Source organism: Sphingopyxis sp. (assembly GCF_050725655.1).
GTDB lineage: Bacteria > Pseudomonadota > Alphaproteobacteria > Sphingomonadales > Sphingomonadaceae > Sphingopyxis.
This window is the reverse complement of the sequence record NZ_JBOHHT010000119.1, coordinates 80,168-100,592: the sequence shown is the minus strand read 5'-3', so window position 1 is coordinate 100,592 and position 20,425 is coordinate 80,168. Positions and strand designations below refer to the sequence as shown.

Sequence of the window (20,425 nt, the reverse complement as noted above, 5' to 3'; positions counted from 1 at the left end):
TTCGACTCATGGTGATTTCGCGCGCACGGGCATGGGCCACGCGCATGCCCGGATCGGGCTGGATGATCGTCGCGCTTATCGTGGGCTTCGCCATCGGCACCTTCGTCGCGGCATCTTCACCCGTGGTCGAGGCGGCGCAGCTGGTCGGCGGCATCTGGCTCGACGGGCTGCGCATGACGATCGTGCCGCTGATCTTCGCGCTCGTCGCGACGGGCGTCGCCAGCCTCGGCATGGGCGATCATCACGAGGCCGCGCGGCTCGGCCGGCGATTGCCGCTCATACTGATCGGCCTGCTGGTCGTCTCGGCGGTGATCGGCGCCCTGCTCGTCCCGCCGATGCTCGGCGCGGTCACGATCGCGCCCGCCGATATAGCCGCGCTGCGCACCCTCTTTCCCGCGCCGCCAGCCCCAGCGGTTCCCGGTGCGGCCGAAACGCTGCGCGCGATGATCCCGACCAATGTCGTCGCATCGGCCGCCGAAGGCGCGGTGCTGCCATTGGTCATCTTCGCGCTGGTGCTTGGCCTTGCCGTCAGCAAGATCGACCGCGCCCGTGCCGAGGCGGTGCTCCAGCCGCTGCGCGGGCTTGCCGACGCGATGATCGTCGTCGTCGGCTGGGTGCTGCGCGTCGCGCCCGTCGGCATCTTCGCACTCGCACTGGCGATCGGCGCCACCGTCGGGACGGCGGTGCTCGCGATCCTCGCCCAGTATCTCGCGATCTCGATCGCCGTGACCTTGGTGCTGATCGTCCTTGGCTATGCCATTGCGCGCTTCGCGGGAGGCGTCCCGCTCGGGCGATTTGCGCGCGCGATGGCTCCGGCGCAGGCGATTGCAGCGAGCACCCAATCGTCGATCGCGACGTTGCCCGCGATGATGGTGAGCGCCGAGCGCATCGGTATCGAGGAACGCAATGCCGCGGCCATCCTGCCGATGGCGGTCGCGACCTTCAAGATCACCGCGCCGTCGAACACGGTGATGATGGCGCTGGCGCTCGCGTGGATGGCGGGGGTCGAAGTCTCGCCGCTGCAGCTCGCGGTCGCCTTGCCGCTCGCGGTGCTGTCCTCGCTGGCGATCCTCGGGATGCCGGGGCAGATCAGCTTTTATGCGTCGGTCGCGCCGACCGCGATCGCCATTGGCGCGCCGATCGAACTCTTACCGATCTTGCTCGCGATCGACGTCATTCCCGACATGTTCCGCACGGTCGCCAATGTGACGCATGATGTCGCGGCGGCGGCAGCGATTGCGCCGCCCGCCGCGGTCGATCAATAGCGGCCGGAAAGAAGCGCCCCGGCGCCCGGAACCTCGGTCGACAGCCCCAGGCGCGTGAGCATCTGATGCGCGGTGCAGATCGCCGCCGACACCACCGGAAGCCCGATAGCATCCTCGATCTTCTGCACCGACGGCAGCGACGGCATCTGGACGCACGCCGACAGGACGAGCGCGTCGATGCCGGTCAGGTCGAGCCTTTTGTAATGCTCGAGCAGGTTGGCCGGATCCTGCGCCGCAACCTCCAGATTGTCGGGAATTTCGAGTGCAAGCCAATCGCTTATCTCGATACCTTCATTCTGAATGTAAGAGACGACCATCTGCGTCAGCGGTTTCATATAGGGCGCGACGAGCGCGATGCGCCTTGCCTGAATGGTCTCCAGCCCCGCGATCAGCGCGCCCGCGCTGGTAACGACGGGGGCCGCATGGCGGTTCTCTACTGTCCTCTGGTGGAGGCGCGCTTCCGATACGCGATGATAGCCCTCGCCCATGCTCATGATCGCGACGAGACAAGCATAGCCGAGCACGTCGACTGCGGCGTCGGACAGTTCGAGCGCGCAGCGATCAGAGTCGGCGTCCATCGCCGCAAGTTCCTCCTTCGTCACCTTCTTCATCCGCATCCGCGACGAGTGGAAGGTGAAGCGTTCGGGCGCGATCGCCTCGCGGGCGCGGAGCAGCGCCGGAATCTCGGTTTCCATCGTGACGTTCGAGCTGGGCACGATCTGCCCGATGCGGATGGGGCGTGTCATCTTGAGCGCCTCAAACCGCGATGATCGGGTTGCGCAACGTGCCGATGCCCTCGACGGTGCATTCGACGACGTCGCCCGGCCACATGAACTCCTGCGGGTCACGCCCCGCGCCGACTCCCGCAGGCGTTCCGGTCGCGATGATGTCGCCGGGTTCGAGCGTCATCACGCTGGAGATGTCGGCGATGAGTTGGGGAATTTTGAACAACATGAAGCGCGTGTTGCTGTTCTGTTTTTCGACGCCGTTCACATGGGTCAGGATATTGAGATTGTGCGGATCGCCGATTTCGTCGGCGGTGACGATGCACGGCCCCATCGGCGCGAAGCTGTCCTGCCCCTTCGACACGATCCACTGCCCCGCGCGGCGACAGTCGCGCGCCGACACATCGTTGATGACGGTATAACCGAACACATGGTCCAGCGCGTCGGCCTCGGCGACGCGGCGCGCGGTGCTGCCGATGATCACCGCAAGCTCGGTTTCCCAGTCGAGTTGCTGCGTCACCTTCGCATTGTGGCGGATCGGGTCGTTCCACGCGACGACCGCGGTCGGCGGTTTCGAGAAGATCACCGGCTGCTGCGGCAGTTCATGTGAAGTATCGAGCGAACGCGCAGATTCAGCGACATGCTCGGTATAGTTAAGACCGATGCCGAAGATGTTCTTGCGCGGCCGCGGGATTGGCGCGAGCAAGGTGGCATTGCCCTGGGGAAGCGAGGTGCCGATCAGGTCGGCGGTGGTCGCCGCCGCCACGGCTTCCTGGAGGAAACGGAGCGCAATTGGCCCGAGATCGATAAAATCGAGCATCGTCGAGGGCAGGTCGTGGCCGATCGCGTCGCCGAAATATTCGACATCGATCACAAGGCCGTCGTGAAGAAGGCCAAGCCGCGGTTCGGTCTCGACCGTGCGATATGTCACGAAGCGCATTTATCTGTCCTGTCTGCTTAGACGGGCTGGTAGCCGCCATTTTCGGAATAAGGTTCCTCGATCCGGACGCCGAGCGCCTCCATCACGGGGAAATCGTTGAACGAGAAAAGGAACGCCTCTTCGGACGCGTCGAGATTGACATGCTCGTGCCAGGTCCATGCCGGCACGCAGAAAATGTCGTGCGTGCCCCAGTCGAACCGCTCGCCGCCGATGATCGAACAACCGCGGCCGCTCGCGACATTATAGACGACGTTACCGGTGTGACGGTGCGCCTTCCCGCGGAAACCGGGCTTCAGCATCTGCATATGCGCGCCCATCGTCTGGAGCGCCCAGCCGCCCGTCAGCGGGTTCGAGTAACGCACCATATGGCCGTCGAACGGCGACCCGTCGGACACTTTGGCGAGGTTCCACAGCGCGTCGCGCGTCGCGTCCCAACGATAGACCATCACCGGCGAATAAGGTTTCTCCCACGCCGGCAGGCCCTCGGGCCGCAACCCCGCGCCGCCATAGCTCAACGGCAAATCGTCGGCGGGGAACGCCGCCGTCTGCGCGGGCTGGTCGTAAACCGCGTAGAAATTCGTCTCGAGGCTGTTCATCAGCGGGATGTCGAGGCCATCCTGCCAGATCGACACCTCGCCCTCGGCGACGACGCCGTGGTCGTGCCAGGCGCCGTTCGGGGTCAACACATAATCGTTGGCACCCAGGGTGATGTGGTGCCCGTCGACGACGGTGTACGCGCCCTTCCCCTCCATGATGAAGCGGTGCGCCGAGGCGGTGTGGCGGTGCGCGGGGGTAATCTCGCCGGGGCGCATCGCCTGCATCCCGCTGAACAGCCAGCCGCAGACCGCGACATTTTCGCGCCCTGCGTCGCTGTCGTTGAGCAGGGTCACGACGCGGCGCCCGGCTTCTTCGGGCTTCACGAGGTCGAGCGCGCGCAGGCACATTGCGCGCATGTCGGCGTAGCGCCAGAGCGTCGGGCGATAGCGCGTTTCGGGCTCCCACGGCTCGATCGCATTGGCGCGCTTCCAGAAGGCACCTGCGTTGCGGCCCGCAAGTTCCTGATAAAAGGCTTCAAGTTCGGGGGTGTCGGTAACGCGCGCGCGCCCAAGCACATCGTCGCGGGGGTCGATGATCATATTATTGCCTGCCATCATGGCGTCTCCTCGTCGGGCTCGGCGGCCTGCGGCTCGTCGATGAAAGCAGCCGACGCGCGGGGAGTCCGGTCGACCGTCAAGTTGAAGATGTCGAAGCGGTTATAGCCGCCGATGATGTCGTGCATCAGCTTGGGGCGGATGCAATCGCCAAGGTCGATGTCGGCATAGACGATGCCTTCGTCGTCGATCAGCGCCTCGCCCACCAGATTGCCGTGCGGATCTATCACACCGGAAAAGGCGCTGTTCGGCCGCGAGAGCAGCTCGCGGTTTTGGGGCCGGTCGGCAGACATCGCCGCGATCATTTCCTCGCTCACCGCCGAGCAGGCGACGATGGTGAAAACCTTGCCCTCGAAGCTGTGCGCAATCGCGCGAATCTTGATCGCGTCGGCCATATTGTAGGACGCGGGCGCGACGGGCAGCGCGATATAGTTGGCGACGTGGACCAGTTCGCCCTGCGACAGCAAGGCGAAGCGCGCGAGCGTGTTGGTGTTCTCGCCGCACGCGAGCGTACCGAGCGGCCCGACCGGGGTGTCGTAGACGCGGATCGAACTGCCGTCGCCGCCTGCCCAAGTGAGCTTCTCAGCCCAGGTCGGGACGAGCTTGCGGTGGCGCCCGAGCAAGGTGCCGTCGGCGCCGATGATGAGGTTGGTGTTATAAAGCGTTCCGACGCTCACCGGGTCGCGCTCGTTGATTCCGATCACGACGGTACAGCCATGATCGCGCGCCGCGGCGCAGAGTGCGGCGACTTCGGGGCCGTCGATCGATACCGACGCCCGGTAAAGGCGCTCGTGCCATTCCGCGCCTTCGATCGGCGTCATCAGCCAGTTCCAATAGGGATAGGCGGAGACGTACACCTCGGGGAATGCCACGAGCTGTGCGCCATTGCCCGCCGCCTCGGCGATCAGCGCGCACGCCTTGTCGACGGTGCGCGCGGTATCGAGAAAGACCGGAGCGGCCTGCACCGCGGCAACGCGCGACTTGGGCAGGAAGGGTGGCGAAACCTCGCTCATGTCACCGCCGCCCGCTCATGATATTGCGGCTTGTCCCACGCTCGCGTCGCGCAGACTGCTTCCAGCCGCTCGACGGTTTCGACGATGTCCTGATAACGCAGGTAAAGCGGCGTCAGCCCGAAGCGCAATATGTCGGGCGCGCGGAAATCGGCGATGACGTCATATTCCTTCAGAGCCTGCACGATCTGATAGCCCTGCGGGTGCGCATAGGCGACCTGGCTCCCGCGCTCCGCATGGTCCTGCGTGCTCACCAGTTCGAAACCATAAGCGTCGCAAAGCGGCTGCATATGCTCGATGAACAGGTCACCGAGCGCGAGCGACTTGCGGCGCACCTCGGCCATGTCGGCTTCGAGCATCAGGTCGACGCCGACTTCGAGCGCCGCGAGCCCGAGCACCGGCGGCGTCCCGCACTGGAAGCGTTCGATCCCGACGGCGGGATCATAATCCTCTTCGAAGGCGAAGGGCCGCGCGTGCCCGAACCAGCCCGACAGCACCGGCGTTGCCGCATGGTGCCGCGCCGCCGCGAACAGATAGGCCGGCGCGCCGGGCCCGCCATTGAGGAACTTGTATCCGCAGCCGATTGCGAAATCGGCGTTCGCGCCATCGAGGTCGACCGGGATCGCGCCGGCACTGTGGCTCAAATCCCAGACGACGAGCGCGCCGGCTTCGTGCGCGCGCTTTGTGATCGCCGCCATGTCGCGGACGCGGCCCGACTTGTAGTGGACCTGCGTCAACAGCAGCACCGCGACGTCCTCGTTCAGCGCGTCGACGACATCATCGGGCGCCACGGTGACCGCCTTGACGCGTCCGCCCGAAAAAGCCTCGATGCCCTGCATCATATAGACATCGGTCGGGAAGTTCGTCGCCTCCGACAGAATCACCGTTCGCTCACGTCGCAACGAAAGGGCGGCCGTCAACGCCTTGAAGATATTCACCGAAGTCGAATCGGTCGCGACGATCTCGCCCGGGTTCGCGCCGATCAGTCGTCCGATCTTGTCGCCGATGCGCCGCGGTGCGGTCGACCATTCGGCGCCGAGCCAAGAGGTAATCAGCCCCTCGCCCCATTCGCTGCCGACAACCTCGGCGAGCCGGTTGCCCGTCGCCTTCGGCAGCGCGCCGAGCGAATTGCCGTCGAGATAGATGAGCCCGTCGCGCAGGTGAAAGCGCTCGCGGAAAGGCGCCAACGGATCGGCGGCGTCGAGCGCCGACACATCGGTGACAAACATCGTGTCGGTCATGTGATTTCCCTCAAGATGGCGCGCACCGGGCTGGCGTCGGCGCCGACGATAGGGAGCGGCAGCGCGACGAGCTCGTACCGCCCGGGCGGCACATCATCGAGCACGAGACCTTCCAATATCCGCATGTCGGCTGCCTTGACCGCGTGATGCGCGTCGAGCGTTTTCGACTGTTCGGGATCGAGCGAGGCGGCGTCGGTGCCGATCAGCCGCACGCCCATCGAACCTAGCCGCGCAACCACGTCGCTGGCGATGGCGGTGAAATCGCTATCCCATTGCTCGTGCGGGAATTGCTCATAGGTGCGCAGAAGCACGCGCTCGGCGCCTTCGATCGCATCCCAATCAATGTCGGCGATCTCGACGCGGCCGCGGGCATGACGCATGTCGAGCAGCACGCACGGCCCGATATAGGCATCGAGATCGCAGTCGGCCGACGAAGCACCGTCATTGGCGTAGTGCAACGGCGCGTCGCCATGCGTCCCGGCGTGCAATGGCGTGAACATGCCGCCGACATTGACCGGGCAGCCGTCGCCGATCACCGCATGGCTGTGGAGCGCGAAGGCCGGCTCGCCCGGCCACACCGGCACCGCGGCGTGCAGCGGCTGCGAAATGTCCCAGATCCGGCTCATGCGCCCTTCCCCTCGGCATAATCGCCGCCCCCATAATCACCACCTTGCCGCGGTGCCGCCATCCGCGTGCGCATCGACCAGAGTTCGGGAAAGAAGCTGAGGTCCAGCGCCTTCACCAGATAATTGACCCCCGACGAGCCGCCGGTCCCCGGCTTGTGCCCGATCACGCGCGCGACGGTTTTCATGTGCTTGAAGCGCCATTCCTGGAAATAATATTCGAGCGCGGTGATCTTCTCGGCCAGCGTGTAGAGATCCCAATGCGCATCGACGTCGGTGTAGATTTTCAGCCACGCGTCCTCGACCGCCTCCGACGCCGCATAAGGCTTCGTCCAATCGCGATCGAGATGATCGGCGGGAATATCGAAACCGCGCCGCGCGAGCAGCCGCAGCAGTTCGTCGTAAAGCGACGGCGCCTCGAACGCCGCGCGCAGCCGCGCCGTCCCCGCCACGTCATCCTTATGGACGATCATCATATCCTCGCGCTTGTTGCCGAGCAGATATTCGAGCTCGCGATATTGCTGCGACTGGAACCCCGATGCGCGGCGCAGGAAACCGCGGAAAGTCAGGAAATCGTGCGGGGTCAGCGTCGCGAGCACTTCCCAGCTGTGGATCATGTGCCGCTGGATCGTCGCGATCCGGTCGAGCCCCTTGCCCGCGATCTCGAGCCGGTCGGCCTTGATTGCATCAAGGACCAGCCGCCCCTCGTGCAGCACCAGCTTGATCCACAGCTCCATCGTCTGGTGCATGATGATGAACAGCATCTCGTCGGGCTTGTCCGACACCGGCACCTGCGCCGACAGCAATTGGGCGGTCTGCAAATGCCGCGCATAGGTCAGGCCATTGTCCCACTGGATCGTCTCGCCGTCGATCTCGGTCTCGAAGATATCGGTGCCGCCTTCGCTCGTCTTCCTGATCATCTGGACGCCTCTCCGTTTGCCGGAACGGCCGGCCGGCGTCCTTCATAAGCCAAGTCGCCCCGATAGGCATCTCCGGGTTCGAGCGCCGGTTCGCCCGCGATTTTCCCGTAGACGCTCGCGAAATCGGTTTCCTCGGTCGCGCGCAGCAAGTCCCCGAATCCCGCGACGACGAAATAGGTCTGCTGCAATTGGTCGAAATGATATTTGGTCCGCATCACGCGCTCGATATCGAGCCAGATGCGCTTCGGTTCGGGCGCGGTCAGCGCCGACAGCGTTTCGGCGAAGCTCGACATCAGCCCGCCGCCAAAGGCGCGGAGTTCGCCATCCTCGACCACCAGCCCGAATTCGACCGTATAGAGCCAGAGCCGCCCGAGAAAGTCCGACGCCCCGAGCTTTTCGGCGCGCAGCCCTGCTTTGCCATAAGCGACAAGAAAGTCCGAAAAGGCCGGATCGGTCAGCATCGGGATATGGCCGAATATGTCATGAAACATATCGGGCTCTTCGCTGTACGCGATCTGCTCGGGCGGGCGGACGAAATTGGCGGCGGGAAAGCGCTTGTTGGCGAGATGCTCGAAAAAGGGCTGGTTCGGAATCCAGCCGGGCACCGCAACGACCTCCCAGCCCGACGCCGGCTTCAGCAACGCATTGAGTTCGGCGAAATCGGGGACGCCGGGTTTCAGCTGTCGAAGAATGTCGAGGCCATCGAGGAACGACCGGCAGGCATAGCCGCCCAGCGCCGCCGACTGCCGATCGAACAAGGTCCGCCACGTCGCGTGTTGCTCGGCGGTGAAGGCCGCCCAGTTCTGCGGCATCGTCCAATTGGCCGCGACACCTTCGGGTGGTGCGTCGAATATATGTGTCGCGGCCATTGGTCTCTCTCCAAACCTTCGGCGCAAGTGATAGCGCGGGGCCGCGCGAACATTGTGCGGATTTCGCGTCAACTGGCTACAGAAAATCGCTGATCGTTCTGCATTCTGTCATATTTGCAGGAATTTGTTCTTACGTTTAGAATAAGGCGGCTACATTCTCGCATAAACCCGATTCAGGACGGAACGCATGGACAAGTTCGACTGGAAAATCGTTGCCGCGCTTGAACGCGATGGCCGGCAATCCTATGCCGAACTCGGAGAGCAGGTCGGCCTGTCCAAATCGCCCTGCTGGTCGCGGGTGAAAAACCTGGAGGAAAGTGGCGTGATCGAGGGCTATGCGGCGCGGGTCGACCCGATCGCGATCGGCCTCGCGGTGCAGAGTTTCGTCGAGGTCCAGATCCGCTTCGATGCGCACACCGATTTCGAGGCCGCGGTGCTCGCGCACCCCGCCGTCGTCGAATGCCACACCACCGCGGGCGAAAGCGACTATCTGCTCAAGATCTTCGCGCGGTCGGCCGATCACCTCGACGAGCTGCTCCGCCACAATCTGTCGAAACTGCCCGGTGTCCAGCGGCTCAAGACCGTCGTGTGCCTCAAGACAATCAAGCGCCACGGCGACCTCGCCGAATGGGCGCGGACGACCGAGGGGCGTGCGTCTCCGCTCGCCTGACGCGGTTGCCGTCCCTGCCCTCTGGTCGTAGCTTCACGCCATGACCGACATCCTCCTCCACGGCTTCTGGCGATCGAGCGCCGCGTACCGCGTCCGCATCGCGCTCGCGCTCAAGGGGCTTGCCTATCGCCAGCAGCCGCACGATCTGATCGTCGGCGAACAGCACAGCGATGCCTATGCGGGGATCGCGCCGCACCACCTTGTCCCCGCTCTCGAATATGACGGGCGGGTCCTGATCGAAAGCCCCGCGATCCTCGAATGGATCGACGCCAAATGGCCCGAACCGCCCTTGCTCCCGGCTGATATAGATGAAGCCGCGATCGTTCGCGGCATGGCGGCGCTGATCGCCTGCGACATTCACCCGCTCAACAATCTCCGCGTGCTCAATGCGATCCGCGGCGACTTCGACGCGACCAACCCGCAGGTGAAAGTGTGGATCGCGCGCTGGATCACGCAGGGCTTCGCCGCGCTCGAGATACTCGTCGCGCGCCATGGCGGACGCTTCGCCTATGGCGACGCGCCGACGCTCGCCGACTGCTATCTCGTCCCGCAACTCGACAGCGCCGAACGGTACAAGGTCGATCTGACGCCCTTCCCGCGGATTTGTGCGGTCGGCGAAACCGCGCGGGCGTTGCCCGAAGTCGCCGCCGCGCGGCCCGAATTGCAGGATGGCGCTCCCGACCTGCCTGCCTGACCCGCGGCGTCAGTGCTTCAGATACTGGCTCGGGGGCACACCAAAGGCGCGGCGGAACATCGCGGCGAAGCCGCTGGGGCTGTCGTAACCGACGTCATAGGTGACCTGTGTGATCGACGCGCCCGCGGCGAGCATCGAAAGCGCCTCCATCAACCGGACCTGCTGCCGCCAGACGGCGAGCCCCATTCCCGTTTCCTGCTTGAAACTGCGCGTGAAGGTGCGCCGCCCCATCGCCGCGAGCGCCGCCCAGTCATCGATGTCGCGCGGGTCCGACGGATCGGCGATGATCGCGTTGCAGACGCGGAGCAGGCGCGGGTTCGATGGCATCGATACCTGATAGGGCGCGTTGGGCATGCGTCCGATCTCGTCGAGCAGCAGCGTGATGATCCGCCCCTCGCGCCCGTCGACGTCGTAAAGCGCGGGGAAATCGACGACTTCGAGGATCAGCGATTTGACGAGGTTCGACACTTCGAAAACGCGGCACTCGTGCCCGGTCTCGCCGCTGCATGGCAGGTAGAGCGTGCGGAGCGACACCGGGCCCCGGCACGCAACCTCATGCCGTGTCCCCGCGGGCAACCATACGGCGCGTTGCGGCGGGATCACGAAGCTGGTCTCGGGCGTGCGGACCGACATGACCCCCGACGAGGCGTAGAGGATCTGGATATGGTCGTGACTGTGCATCGGATCGATGAAGCCGGCAGGATATTCATCCTGCAGCGCAATGACCGGGCGGTCGTTCGTCAGAACATCGGCACTATGCTTCATGGCCCAATTCTCGCAAATTTTAGACAAATACACAATATAGGCCGCGCGTGCCGCTGGCCAGCGATGATGCACCCACTGGCCTGTCCGCTGCGGTGATTGGCCCAAATGGGCGATAGATGCAGGCGCGCAAAAGCTATCAGGCGATCAAGGATCGTTTCGAGAAGGATAAGCGAAATATGTCAAAGGGCTTAAGCGTCATGCAGAACGACATGGCCGACCCCGATATCCGGCGCTTTGTCGACGCGATCAACACCGCTTATGCGCTGCATGGCGCGCCGGCGGGGGCGAGCATGGCGACGCGCCGCGCCGTCGCCGAACGCGTTCGGGGGCCGTGGCGCGAGGGTGGCCCGATAATGGCGGAGAGCCACGAAATGGACATGGGCGGCATCCGCCTGCGGCTCCACCGCCCGGTCGCCGACGCGAAGCTGCCGGTCATGCTCTATATCCATGGCGGCGGCTGGACGCTCTTCAGTATCGACACGCACGACCGGCTGATGCGCGAATATGCCGCGCGTGCGGGCATCGCGGTGCTCGGCATCGATTACAGCCTGTCGCCCGAAAGCAAGTTCCCGGTCGCGCTGGAAGAGTGCGCGGCGGCGCTCGACTGGATCGCAGCTCAGGCGGACGCGCTGAACCTCGATGCCGACCGCGTGCTGATCGGCGGCGATTCCGCGGGGGCCAACCTGTCAGTCGCGGCGTGCCTGTTGCAGCGTCAGCGCGGCCGTCCGCTGCCAGCCGCGATGCTGCTCAATTACGGCGCCTTCGCGCCCGAACGGACGCCAAGCTATGCCCGCTTCGGCGCCGGCGACTATTCGCTCGAAGCCGACGAGATGGACGCCTTCTGGGCATCCTATGTCGATGGCCCCGAGCAGCTTGCCGACCCGTTGGTCGCGCCGCTGAATGCGGACCTGACCGGCCTGCCGCCCGCTTTCCTCGCCATTGCCGAGTGCGATATATTGGCCGATTGCAACGACAGCTTTGCAAGCAAGCTCGACGAGGCCGGCGTACCGACGCGCGCGGTCACCTATCGGGGGGCGACACACAGTTTTCTGGAGGCGGTATCGATCGCTCCGCTCGCCGGCCGCGCGCTCGACGAGCAGGCGGCGTGGATCCGCGGCATCGTGCAGGCATGAGCTCACGGTTCGAGCCGCGCGGCGCCGCCGAGATCGCGCAGTTGATCGCCGACTATCCGCTCGCCTGGCTGGTGTCGCGCGCGTTCCACGCCAGCCCGCTGCCGCTGCTCGCCGAAACCGACGAGTGCGGCGCGGTCGTCGCGCTGTTCGGCCATTGCGCGCTGCGCAATGCGCTGGTCGCCGATTTCCGGGCGGACCCGCACGGCCTGATCCTGTTCAACGGACCCGCGGGCTATGTCCCGACGGCGCTGCTGTCGCGGCCCGACTGGGCGCCGACGTGGAACTACGCGGTGCTGCGTTTCACCGTCGAGGTCGAGTTTATCGGCGACGAAACGCGCGATGCGATCGAACAGCTCGTCGCGAAGATGGAAGGCGGCACCTGGTCGACAGCGAGCCTCGGCCCGCGCTATGAAAAGATGCTCGATCAGATCATCGCCTTTCGCGCCCACGTCCGCTCGGCCGAACATAGCTTCAAGCTCGGGCAGGATGAGAGCGCAGAGGGCTTTGCCGAGATCGTCGCGGGCCACAGCGACCGGACGCTCGCGAAATGGATGGAAGGACAGAGGTGAAGCTTTTCTTCGACAATCGCCAGACCGCCCACGCCCCCTTGCGCGAACTGCATAATGGCGACTGGGTGCCTTATGCCGAGAATATCGAGCGGCCGCGTTCGATCGTCGAACAATTCAGCGATTGGCAGCCCGTGCGCGACTTTGGCATGGCACCGCTGCTTGGCGTCCATGACGCCGACTATCTGACCTTCCTCGAACGCGCGCACCGCGACTGGGTGGCGGCAGGGCGCAGCGGCGATGCGATCGGCTACACCTTCCCGGTCAGGCGCCGCCGGCCACTCAGCTTTGGCCGCATCGACGCCGATCTCGGTGCGTACAGCTATGACGCCGGAACGCCGGTCGCGGCGGGCACCTGGGAATCGGCCTATTGGTCGGCGCAGGGCGCGCTGACCGCGGTCGACCATTTGGCGACGAGCGGCGAGGCGCATGCCTTCGCGCTGTGCCGCCCGCCGGGTCATCATGCCGGGCGCGACTATATGGGCGGCTATTGCTACCTCAACAACGCCGCGATCGCGGCGCGCGAGGCGCATGACCGCCGCCTCGGGCCGGTCGCAGTGCTCGACATCGACTATCATCACGGCAACGGGACGCAGGACATCTTTTACGAAGATCCCGACATCTTCTTCGCCTCGATCCACGCCGACCCGCGCACCGATTATCCCTTTTACTGGGGGCATGCCGATGAGACCGGCGAAGGCGCAGGCGAAGGCAGCACGCTCAACCTCCCCCTGCCGCGCGGCACCGACGGGCAAAGCTATGCCCCCGCACTCGACATCGCGCTGGCGGCCATTTCGGATTGGGGCGCGAAGTTCCTCGTCGTCTCGTTCGGCGCCGATACGCACAGCAGCGACCCGATTTCGAGCTTTGCGCTCGAGCGCGAGGATTATGTCGTGCTGGCGGGTCGCATAGCCGCGCTCGGCGTCCCGACGCTGATCGTGATGGAGGGCGGCTATGCCGTCGGCGATCTCGGCAAGAATGTCGCCGCGTTTCTCTCGGGCTTCTGAAACAAAAAAAAGGCCGCCCCGCTCAACGAGCAGGGCGGCCCCTTTCTCTTTGTCAGTTCAGGCTGAAACGGACGCTCGCGCCCAGCGTGCGCGGCCGCGCGACCGAACCCGCAAAAGCGAAGGGCGCGTTCAAAATGCCATATTGGTTGAACAGATTCTTCGCGAAGAGGCTAAGCTCGATCCGGTCGCTCACCGTCACCGACGCGTTGAGATCGACGAGGTGGAAGTCGCCCTTGTCGAGCGCTCCCGCAAAATCGACGGGTGCGCTCGACAGATAGCGGTGCGCGATCCCGAAGCGCGGTTTTAGCGACATATCGGGGAAGCTCAGGTCGAGCGAGTTCGACAGCGTCCATTCGGACGCGCCCGGCAGGCGAGTTCCCTTGGCATAGCCGCCCCCCGGCGCGAAGCTGTCGGGCAATAGCGACGACAGCCGCGCATCGTTATACGCGATGTTCGAGGTGAAGCTGAGATTGCGCGTCGGGCGCAGGTTGAGGCTGATTTCGATGCCGTCGATGTCGGCGCCGCCGCCATTCACAGTATAGGCGCGGAAATCGCCGGGCGTGAACAGGCGGGCCTGAATATTGCCCCAATCGATGTGATAGGCGGTGAGGTCGACGCTCAGCGTCCGGTCGATCAGGTCGAAGCGCGTCCCGATTTCATAATTCTTCGTCGTGTCGCTTTCGAAAGTCAGCGGCAGCCCCGCCGTCGCGAGCGAATAGACGTTGAGGCCGCCGATGCGGAACCCTTCGGAATAGAGCCCATAGATCATGAAGTCCTTCGACGGCTTCCACGTCAGCGACGCCTTCGGGATGAAATCCGAATCCTTGCTCGTCTCCGGCGCATAGTCGAAGGGCGGGATCAGGTCGGCGTTCGGCAGATATTGCAGCCGCGGCGCCGTGCGATATTCGAACAATCGCCCGCCGAGCGTCAACGTCAGCGTATCGACGATGTCGAACGATGCTTCGCCGAAAACCGCTTTCTCGGTGACGCGGTTGCTGCTGACCGTCCGCGATGCCAAATCGTCGGGAGCAAGTTCGCTCCCCGGCCGTCCGCCGAACTCGCCCGGATTGGCGTCGATATAGTCGGAGATGCCCTCGATAAAGGTGCCGTCGGTGTTGTTCGAACGCAGCCGCGTATAGTTGACGCCGAGCAGCCAGCGGAGGCGCCCGCCGTCGGGCGACGCGAGCCTGAGCTCGCCATATTCGGTCTTCGATTTGCCGTTACCGCTCGCGAGTTCGGGGGTATCGGTCCGCGGATCGTTTCCGCCAAAGATCGAATTGTCGAACGCCAGGTCGGCCTTTTTCTCGGTATAGCTGCCGACCGCGGTCAGCGTCGCAAACCCCAGGTCCTGCTCGATCCGCAGGCTGTGCATCATGAACTGCGTGTCCTGATATTCGGCAACATTGGTCGCGCGTTCGAAGGTCTTGGGCGGACCGAAGATCACATAGGTCTGATCGTCGAGATCATATTCCTGGTACATGCTGAGCGCCGAGACGCGCGTCGTTTCGGTCGGAGTGAAGACGATCGAACCGCGCAGGCCGCGGACGCGCAGGTCGTTGCTGCCCTTCTTGCCGAGCAGCGTGTTGTCGAGATAGCCGGCATCATAGCGCTGGAGCGCGACGAGACGGACGGCGAGCTTGTCGGTCGCGATCGGCACATTGACCATCGCCTTGACCGCATAGCTCGCTTCCCCCGCACGCTTGGTGGTCGCAAGGCTGCCTTCGAAACCCGCGTCGAAACGCGCGGGATCCGCCTCGTTCACGACATAGTTGATCGCGCCGCCGAGCGACGAGGAGCCGAAGAGGGTGCCCTGCGGTCCGCGCAGCACCTCGACCCGGCTGACGTCGAAACTGTCGACATCGGGGATCACGAGCGGAAAGCCAGGTTCGATCAGCGGCACTTCGTTGAGATAATAGCCCGTCGTCGCCTGGTTCGCCTCATGATAGGTCGACGAGGCGACGCCGCGGATCACGACTTCGGAGACGCCCGGCTGATAGTCGTTGAAGATGACGCCGGGGACGCGCGTGATGTAATCGGAGAGGCTCTGGGCATTGAGCTTTTGCAGCGTCGCCTCGCTGACCGCCGACACCGAGCCGCTGACATCGCGAACCGACTGTTCGCGCTTGGCGGCGGTAACGACGATTTCATTGTCGTCGACCGCCTGTGCCAGCGCGCCCGATGCCTGTCCCAGCGCCAGGATCGAGATGCCACATGCGGCGATCCGCCTGATCGATGCAAAGCCCATTTTTGCCTCCCTTATTGATATTGCCCATTGGTAAGAAAATCCGATGCTCAAGCTATCATGCGAAATTGGCGTGTCGGCGATGGTCGGGCCAGTTTCCAGCGGGATCGGGCCAGCGCGTTTGCTGAGGAAAGCGCGGCTTCATGAGGGCTTGCGGCCAATTTGCCCGATCGATGGATTGGGCGGCCTGATCGGTGCAGTAAGCCAATCCGGGCGACATACACTGGACGCGACATCCCCACCGGGCGAGAGAGGGTCGCATGCAGAACATCGAGAACAAGGGTCGGCGCGCGTTTATGAGCAGCGCTGCGATGGCAGCGCTTCTGCTGGGAAATCGCGCGGCGTGGGCGCTCGACCAGGGCGGCACCGGGCGGTGGCCCAAAATCGCGCCGCCGCAATCGCCGCGTATCTCGCATGTGATCAATCAATTGGGCCGCCAGCGCGACGATGCCTATAGCTGGATGAAGTTCATCCCGGCGACGGGCGAGCGCACGCGGGGCAACCTGCCCGAAGCCGTCGGCGCGATGCTGAAGGCCGAGAACGACTACGCCGACGCGATCCTTGCGCCGCTCGCGGGCGAACGCGCGAAGCTGCTCGACGCGATGCTCGCGCGGGCGTCCGGCGACGTGGCGGCGCCCGCGCTCGAAAAGGACGGCTGGGACTATGGATCGGCGCGGCCCGCCGGCGCCGCACATGCGATCTACACACGGAGCAAGAAGGGCGAAAAGCCCGAACAGCTCGTCGACGAGGCGGCGCGCGCCAAGGGCCAGCCCTATTTCCGCAGCACCGGGCACCAGCCGAGCCCCGACCACCGCTATTTCGCCTGGGCCGAGGATGTCATCGGCAACGACCGCCACCGCATCTGCATTCGCGACAATCAGAGCGGCGACATTCGCACGATCGTCGACAAGGATGCCTATGGCTATGGCGGGCTCGTCTTCGCGCCGTCGTCGCGCTGGCTGTTCTGGATCTGGCGCGACGCGCGCAACCGGCCGACACGGCTCTATCGCACCTCGGTCGACGGCAAGGTCACCGACCTCGTCTATGAGGAAATGGACCCGGCGATCTTCATGCAGGTGAAGCGCACGGCCGCCAACGGCTTCATCGCGCTCACGCTCGCCGGCCCGGAGACCGCCGAAGTGCGGCTGGTATCCGCGGCCGACGAAACCGCCGCCCCCGCCATCGTCTGGCCGCGCAAGGTCGGGGTGCTCTATGAAATCGACGAATGGAACGGCAGCCTGATCGCGCTCACCGATGCCGACGATGCGTTCGACATGGCGGTGCTGCGCCTCGACCCCAGGAGCTTTCGCACCCTCGGAACGCTCGTCCCGCACCGCGCGGGCACGCCGATCCTCCAGGTCCTGCCCTTCGCAGCCGCGCTGGTGCGGCTCGAACGCGTCGACGGCCTCCACCGGCTCGTTATTCTGCGCCCCGACGGGTCGGAGCGGACGGTAGCCTTCGACGATCCCGCCTATGCGATCGAACTGCCGGCCGAGCAAAGCTATGGCGCTTCATCGGTGATGATCGTCCACCAGTCGCCCAAATCGCCACGCCGCTGGATCCGCATCGATCTGGTCAGCGGCCAGCAGAGCATCGTCCAGCAACAGGCGGTCGCCAACTTCGACCCCGACGATTATGAGGTCGAACGCCTGCTCGCCCCCGCCCCCGACGGCGAGATGGTGCCGATCACCCTGCTCTCACGCCGCAGGGCGCCGCAGGACGGCAAGGCGCCGCTGCTCCAATATGGCTATGGCTCCTACGGCGTGCCGAGCGATCCCGAATTTTCGATACCCGCGCTCGCGCTGGTCGATCGCGGCTGGCGCTACGCGATCGCGCATGTGCGCGGCGGGTCGGAGAAGGGGCGCCGCTGGTTCCTTGGCGGGCGTAAATTCACCAAGCGCAACAGCTTCACCGATTTCATCGCCTGCGCCGAACATCTCGCTGCCGAAGATTATACCGCGAAGGGCAAGGTCGTCGCTTATGGTCTGTCGGCGGGCGGGCTGCTTGTGGGCGCCAGCATGAATATCGCCCCGACCCTGTGGGGCGGCGTGATCGCGCAGGTGCCGTTCGTCGACATGCTCAATACGATGAGCGACGGCGCGCACCCGCTGGTGCCGCTGTTTCGCCCCGACTGGGGCGACCCGCTCGCCGATCCGAAAGCCTATGACTATATCGCCTCGATCTCACCCTATGAGAATGTCCGGGCGGCCGCCTATCCGCCCCTGCTTTGCACGGCGGGGCTCAAGGACGACCGCGTGGCCTATTGGGAGCCCGCCAAGCTGGTCGCCGAAGTGCGGCGCCGCTCGACGAGCGGCAACCCCGCGCTTCTTCACACCGATATGGACAGCGGCCACCAAGGCAGCGCCGATCCGACAAGCGAGTATCGGCAGAAGGCGCTATTCTGGGCCTTTGCGATGCGCTGCGTCTAGAAGCCGCGGAACGACGGCACCGGCGCGAACATCAGCGCGATGAAGCCGTAAGCGCTCGCGACCAGCAGCAGCACGCCCGCTGCACCGACCAGCCAGTCGGCGCGCAGGCGGCGGACCAGATACGCCCCGATCGGCGCGGCGATCACGCCGCCGATAAGCAGGCCGATCGCCGCGGTGCTGAAGCTTTGCCAGCCCATCGCGCCGATGAACCCGGCCGCGATCGTCACGGTGACGAAGAATTCGGACGCGTTCACCGTGCCGATCACGGTCCGCGGTTCGGCGCCCTGCGCGAGCAGATTGGCGCTGACGATCGGCCCCCACCCGCCGCCGCCCGATCCGTCGGCGATCCCGCCGATCAGCCCGAGCGGCCCGACGAACTTGATGCTGCGATAGGTTTGCGGGCGCCGCGCGCCGCGCCACAGCAGATAGATGCCAACCGCGCCAAGATAGGCGAGCACGACCGGCCGCGCGATGCTGTTGTCGATATTGGTCAATATCCACACGCCGATCAGCCCGCCGACGATGCCCGGAACGACGAGGCGGCGGAACAGCCGCCAGTCGACGTTGCGCTGCATCGCATGCGCCAGTCCCGACACGCCGCCGGTAAAGCTTTCGGCGACATGCACCGCCGCCGATGCCGATACCGGCGGCAATCCCAGCACGAGCAGCAGCGCGGTGCCAATGACGCCGAACGCCATGCCAAGCGCGCTGTCGATCAACTGCGCCGCAAATCCGACGACGATGAAGGGCAGCAGCGCCCAAAGCGTCAGCCCGTCGAATATCGTCATCGGGCAGCGGGCCGGGAGCGTCTGGTTTTCGGGGTCCGGCGCGTGAAGAGGAACACCGCGGGGAAGCAGAGCGCAATCAACGACAGCGCACCCGCGAAGATCGGCTCGCCGCCCGCGAGCCACGGCAGCACCGCGGCCCAGATCGACACGCCGAGCACGGTCAGAAAAATCTGTTCCTGATCGATATCGGTGGCCACCGCGAGCGGCACGCCGCGCGCATCGGCGCGGAGCGCTTCGAGGCGGCGCGCGACCGGACTGTGCGGCGCCGCGCGCGGTCCCGGGGTCAGTGAAGACAGCACCGACCCCAGCCCCGCGCCGACCAGCCGGACACCGACCGCGCGGGCAAAGGCGCGCGGTTCTTCGAGCCGGTCGCCGATCGCGCGCAGGCTGAGCCGGCCGCCGAACACCAGGTCGATCAGCGCCTCGCCGGTCACCGCCTTGATCGGCCGATCCTGCACCTCATGGCTTGCCTCGATCCAGTCGAAGATCGCGCCCGGCACATCGATGCTGCACGCGCGCTCCAGCCCTTGGAACCCCGGGGCGCTATTCGCCTCGCAGATCCGGTAGCCCTCATTGTCGAACAAGATGTCGATCCCGGCGACTTCCAGTCCCAGCGTATCGGCGGCGCGCGCGGCAAGGTCGGCCATTTCGCCCGTGGGCGTATAAGCGATGCCGACGCCGCCGAGCGAAACATTGGATTTGAAATGGCCTGCGGGCGAGCGCCGCTCCATCGCGGCGATCACCCGGCCACCGATCACGAGCACGCGCACGTCGCGTCCATGGCTCGACCGCACATAATGCTGAAACAGGAAATCGGCCTTGGCATCGGCGCTTTCGAGCAAGCCGGCGAGATCCTCGAACTGGCTGCGATCCTCGCATTTGAGGACGCCGGTGCCGCGCGTCCCGCGCAGCGTCTTGACGATCAGCGGAAAGCCCAGCTCTTCCTCGACGATGTCGACCCCGATCGGGAATTTGCCGAGGATCGTCGCCGGGATCGGCAATCCGGCGCGCGCGAGCCGCTGCATCGTGTGGAGCTTGTCGGCGACAAGGTCGATGGCTTCGGGGCCGTTGATAAGGCGGACGCCGCGGCGCTCGAAATGGCGGAGCACCGCGAGCGTGAAATAGTCGGTCTCGGCGCCGGTCCGGCACAGGATGAAGTCGGGGCGGGCCAGCGAATGGCCCTCATAATGCACCGACCAGCCATCGACCGGCGCCGCGACGATGTCGAAATTATGCGGTTTCAGGACGTGCAGTTCGATCCCGCGCGCCGCCGCGGTCTCCTGAAACCGCAGGATTTCGGGAACCTCCGGCAGGGCCGGATCGAGATCGCGTTGGAAGAATATCCAGCCCAGCACCGATCGGCTCCTTCACCATCTGGTCGAACGCA

Annotated in this window: 19 protein-coding genes; 7 read left to right on the top strand and 12 right to left on the bottom strand. The window is 65.1% G+C overall.

The features are described from left to right. The first annotated feature begins 8 nt into the window (after positions 1–8). Positions 9–1,265, top strand: coding sequence for a dicarboxylate/amino acid:cation symporter (locus ACREBX_RS19165; protein ID WP_431563327.1), 1,257 nt, complete (start codon positions 9–11; stop codon positions 1,263–1,265). On the opposite strand, the gene ACREBX_RS19160 is transcribed toward ACREBX_RS19165, so the two are convergent. The 8 genes from ACREBX_RS19160 to phhA are packed head-to-tail and all read right to left on the bottom strand — an operon-like array spanning position 1,259 to position 8,744. Beyond that, positions 1,259–2,011, bottom strand: coding sequence for a maleate cis-trans isomerase family protein (locus tag ACREBX_RS19160; RefSeq protein ID WP_431563326.1), 753 nt, complete (start codon positions 2,009–2,011; stop codon positions 1,259–1,261). The genes ACREBX_RS19165 and ACREBX_RS19160 overlap by 7 nt on opposite strands. A 10-nt stretch (positions 2,012–2,021) precedes the next feature. After that, the gene (locus ACREBX_RS19155) at positions 2,022–2,930 is read right to left on the bottom strand and encodes a fumarylacetoacetate hydrolase family protein (protein WP_431563325.1); all 909 of its coding nucleotides are present in this window, start codon (positions 2,928–2,930) and stop codon (positions 2,022–2,024) included. Positions 2,931–2,947: 17 nt separating this feature from the next. Further along, positions 2,948–4,084: a cupin domain-containing protein gene (locus tag ACREBX_RS19150; protein ID WP_431563324.1), complete on the bottom strand. Its 1,137-nt coding sequence runs from the start codon at positions 4,082–4,084 to the stop codon at positions 2,948–2,950. Beyond that, on the bottom strand, positions 4,081–5,094 hold the full coding sequence (locus tag ACREBX_RS19145; protein ID WP_431563323.1) for a carbon-nitrogen hydrolase family protein: 1,014 nt from the start codon (positions 5,092–5,094) through the stop codon (positions 4,081–4,083). Before ACREBX_RS19145 ends, ACREBX_RS19150 begins: the two co-directional genes overlap by 4 nt. Beyond that, a complete protein-coding gene (gene kynU / locus ACREBX_RS19140) occupies positions 5,091–6,332 on the bottom strand; it encodes a kynureninase (RefSeq protein WP_431563322.1) in 1,242 nt (413 codons plus the stop codon). Before kynU ends, ACREBX_RS19145 begins: the two co-directional genes overlap by 4 nt. Continuing rightward, a complete protein-coding gene (gene kynB, locus ACREBX_RS19135) occupies positions 6,329–6,958 on the bottom strand; it encodes an arylformamidase (RefSeq protein WP_431563321.1) in 630 nt (209 codons plus the stop codon). The genes kynU and kynB overlap by 4 nt, the downstream gene beginning before the upstream one ends. Further along, positions 6,955–7,875, bottom strand: a complete 921-nt coding sequence (locus ACREBX_RS19130) for a tryptophan 2,3-dioxygenase (protein WP_431563320.1) — start codon at positions 7,873–7,875, stop codon at positions 6,955–6,957. The genes kynB and ACREBX_RS19130 overlap by 4 nt, the downstream gene beginning before the upstream one ends. Further along, positions 7,872–8,744 carry a phenylalanine 4-monooxygenase gene (gene phhA / locus ACREBX_RS19125; RefSeq protein ID WP_431563319.1) on the bottom strand — a complete coding sequence of 291 codons (873 nt, stop codon included), beginning with the start codon at positions 8,742–8,744 and terminating at the stop codon, positions 7,872–7,874. Before phhA ends, ACREBX_RS19130 begins: the two co-directional genes overlap by 4 nt. Before the next feature lie 187 nt (positions 8,745–8,931). Here phhA and ACREBX_RS19120 point away from each other — a divergent pair, with 187 nt between their 5' ends. Beyond that, positions 8,932–9,414, top strand: a complete 483-nt coding sequence (locus ACREBX_RS19120) for an Lrp/AsnC family transcriptional regulator (RefSeq protein WP_431563318.1) — start codon at positions 8,932–8,934, stop codon at positions 9,412–9,414. Between the two features lie 40 nt (positions 9,415–9,454). After that, a complete protein-coding gene (gene maiA / locus ACREBX_RS19115) occupies positions 9,455–10,108 on the top strand; it encodes a maleylacetoacetate isomerase (RefSeq protein WP_431563317.1) in 654 nt (217 codons plus the stop codon). Between the two features lie 9 nt (positions 10,109–10,117). On the opposite strand, the gene ACREBX_RS19110 is transcribed toward maiA, so the two are convergent. Beyond that, complete coding sequence (locus ACREBX_RS19110; RefSeq protein WP_431563316.1) at positions 10,118–10,873, bottom strand: AraC family transcriptional regulator; 756 nt, start codon at positions 10,871–10,873, stop codon at positions 10,118–10,120. A 176-nt stretch (positions 10,874–11,049) separates the two neighbouring features. Here ACREBX_RS19110 and ACREBX_RS19105 point away from each other — a divergent pair, with 176 nt between their 5' ends. From ACREBX_RS19105 to ACREBX_RS19095, 3 genes are read left to right on the top strand one after another with little or no spacing between them, the layout of a single operon-like run. Then, positions 11,050–12,006: an alpha/beta hydrolase gene (locus tag ACREBX_RS19105; protein WP_431563315.1), complete on the top strand. Its 957-nt coding sequence runs from the start codon at positions 11,050–11,052 to the stop codon at positions 12,004–12,006. After that, the gene (locus tag ACREBX_RS19100) at positions 12,003–12,575 is read left to right on the top strand and encodes an FMN-binding negative transcriptional regulator (RefSeq protein WP_431563314.1); all 573 of its coding nucleotides are present in this window, start codon (positions 12,003–12,005) and stop codon (positions 12,573–12,575) included. Before ACREBX_RS19105 ends, ACREBX_RS19100 begins: the two co-directional genes overlap by 4 nt. Beyond that, positions 12,572–13,579, top strand: a complete 1,008-nt coding sequence (locus tag ACREBX_RS19095) for a histone deacetylase family protein (RefSeq protein ID WP_431563313.1) — start codon at positions 12,572–12,574, stop codon at positions 13,577–13,579. The genes ACREBX_RS19100 and ACREBX_RS19095 overlap by 4 nt, the downstream gene beginning before the upstream one ends. Positions 13,580–13,631: 52 nt before the next feature. On the opposite strand, the gene ACREBX_RS19090 is transcribed toward ACREBX_RS19095, so the two are convergent. Beyond that, complete coding sequence (locus ACREBX_RS19090) at positions 13,632–15,824, bottom strand: TonB-dependent receptor (RefSeq protein WP_431563312.1); 2,193 nt, start codon at positions 15,822–15,824, stop codon at positions 13,632–13,634. Between the two features lie 257 nt (positions 15,825–16,081). Between ACREBX_RS19090 and ACREBX_RS19085 the strand changes: the two genes are divergently transcribed. After that, entirely contained in the window at positions 16,082–18,250 is a 2,169-nt protein-coding gene (locus ACREBX_RS19085; RefSeq protein WP_431563311.1) for a S9 family peptidase, read from the top strand. On the opposite strand, the gene ACREBX_RS19080 is transcribed toward ACREBX_RS19085, so the two are convergent. Both ACREBX_RS19080 and ACREBX_RS19075 read right to left on the bottom strand, forming a co-directional pair. Continuing rightward, positions 18,247–19,038 carry a sulfite exporter TauE/SafE family protein gene (locus ACREBX_RS19080; RefSeq protein ID WP_431563310.1) on the bottom strand — a complete coding sequence of 264 codons (792 nt, stop codon included), beginning with the start codon at positions 19,036–19,038 and terminating at the stop codon, positions 18,247–18,249. The two genes, ACREBX_RS19085 and ACREBX_RS19080, sit on opposite strands and share 4 nt — an antisense overlap. Beyond that, positions 19,035–20,393 carry an ATP-grasp domain-containing protein gene (locus tag ACREBX_RS19075; protein WP_431563309.1) on the bottom strand — a complete coding sequence of 453 codons (1,359 nt, stop codon included), beginning with the start codon at positions 20,391–20,393 and terminating at the stop codon, positions 19,035–19,037. The genes ACREBX_RS19080 and ACREBX_RS19075 overlap by 4 nt, the downstream gene beginning before the upstream one ends. Positions 20,394–20,425 lie beyond the last annotated feature (32 nt).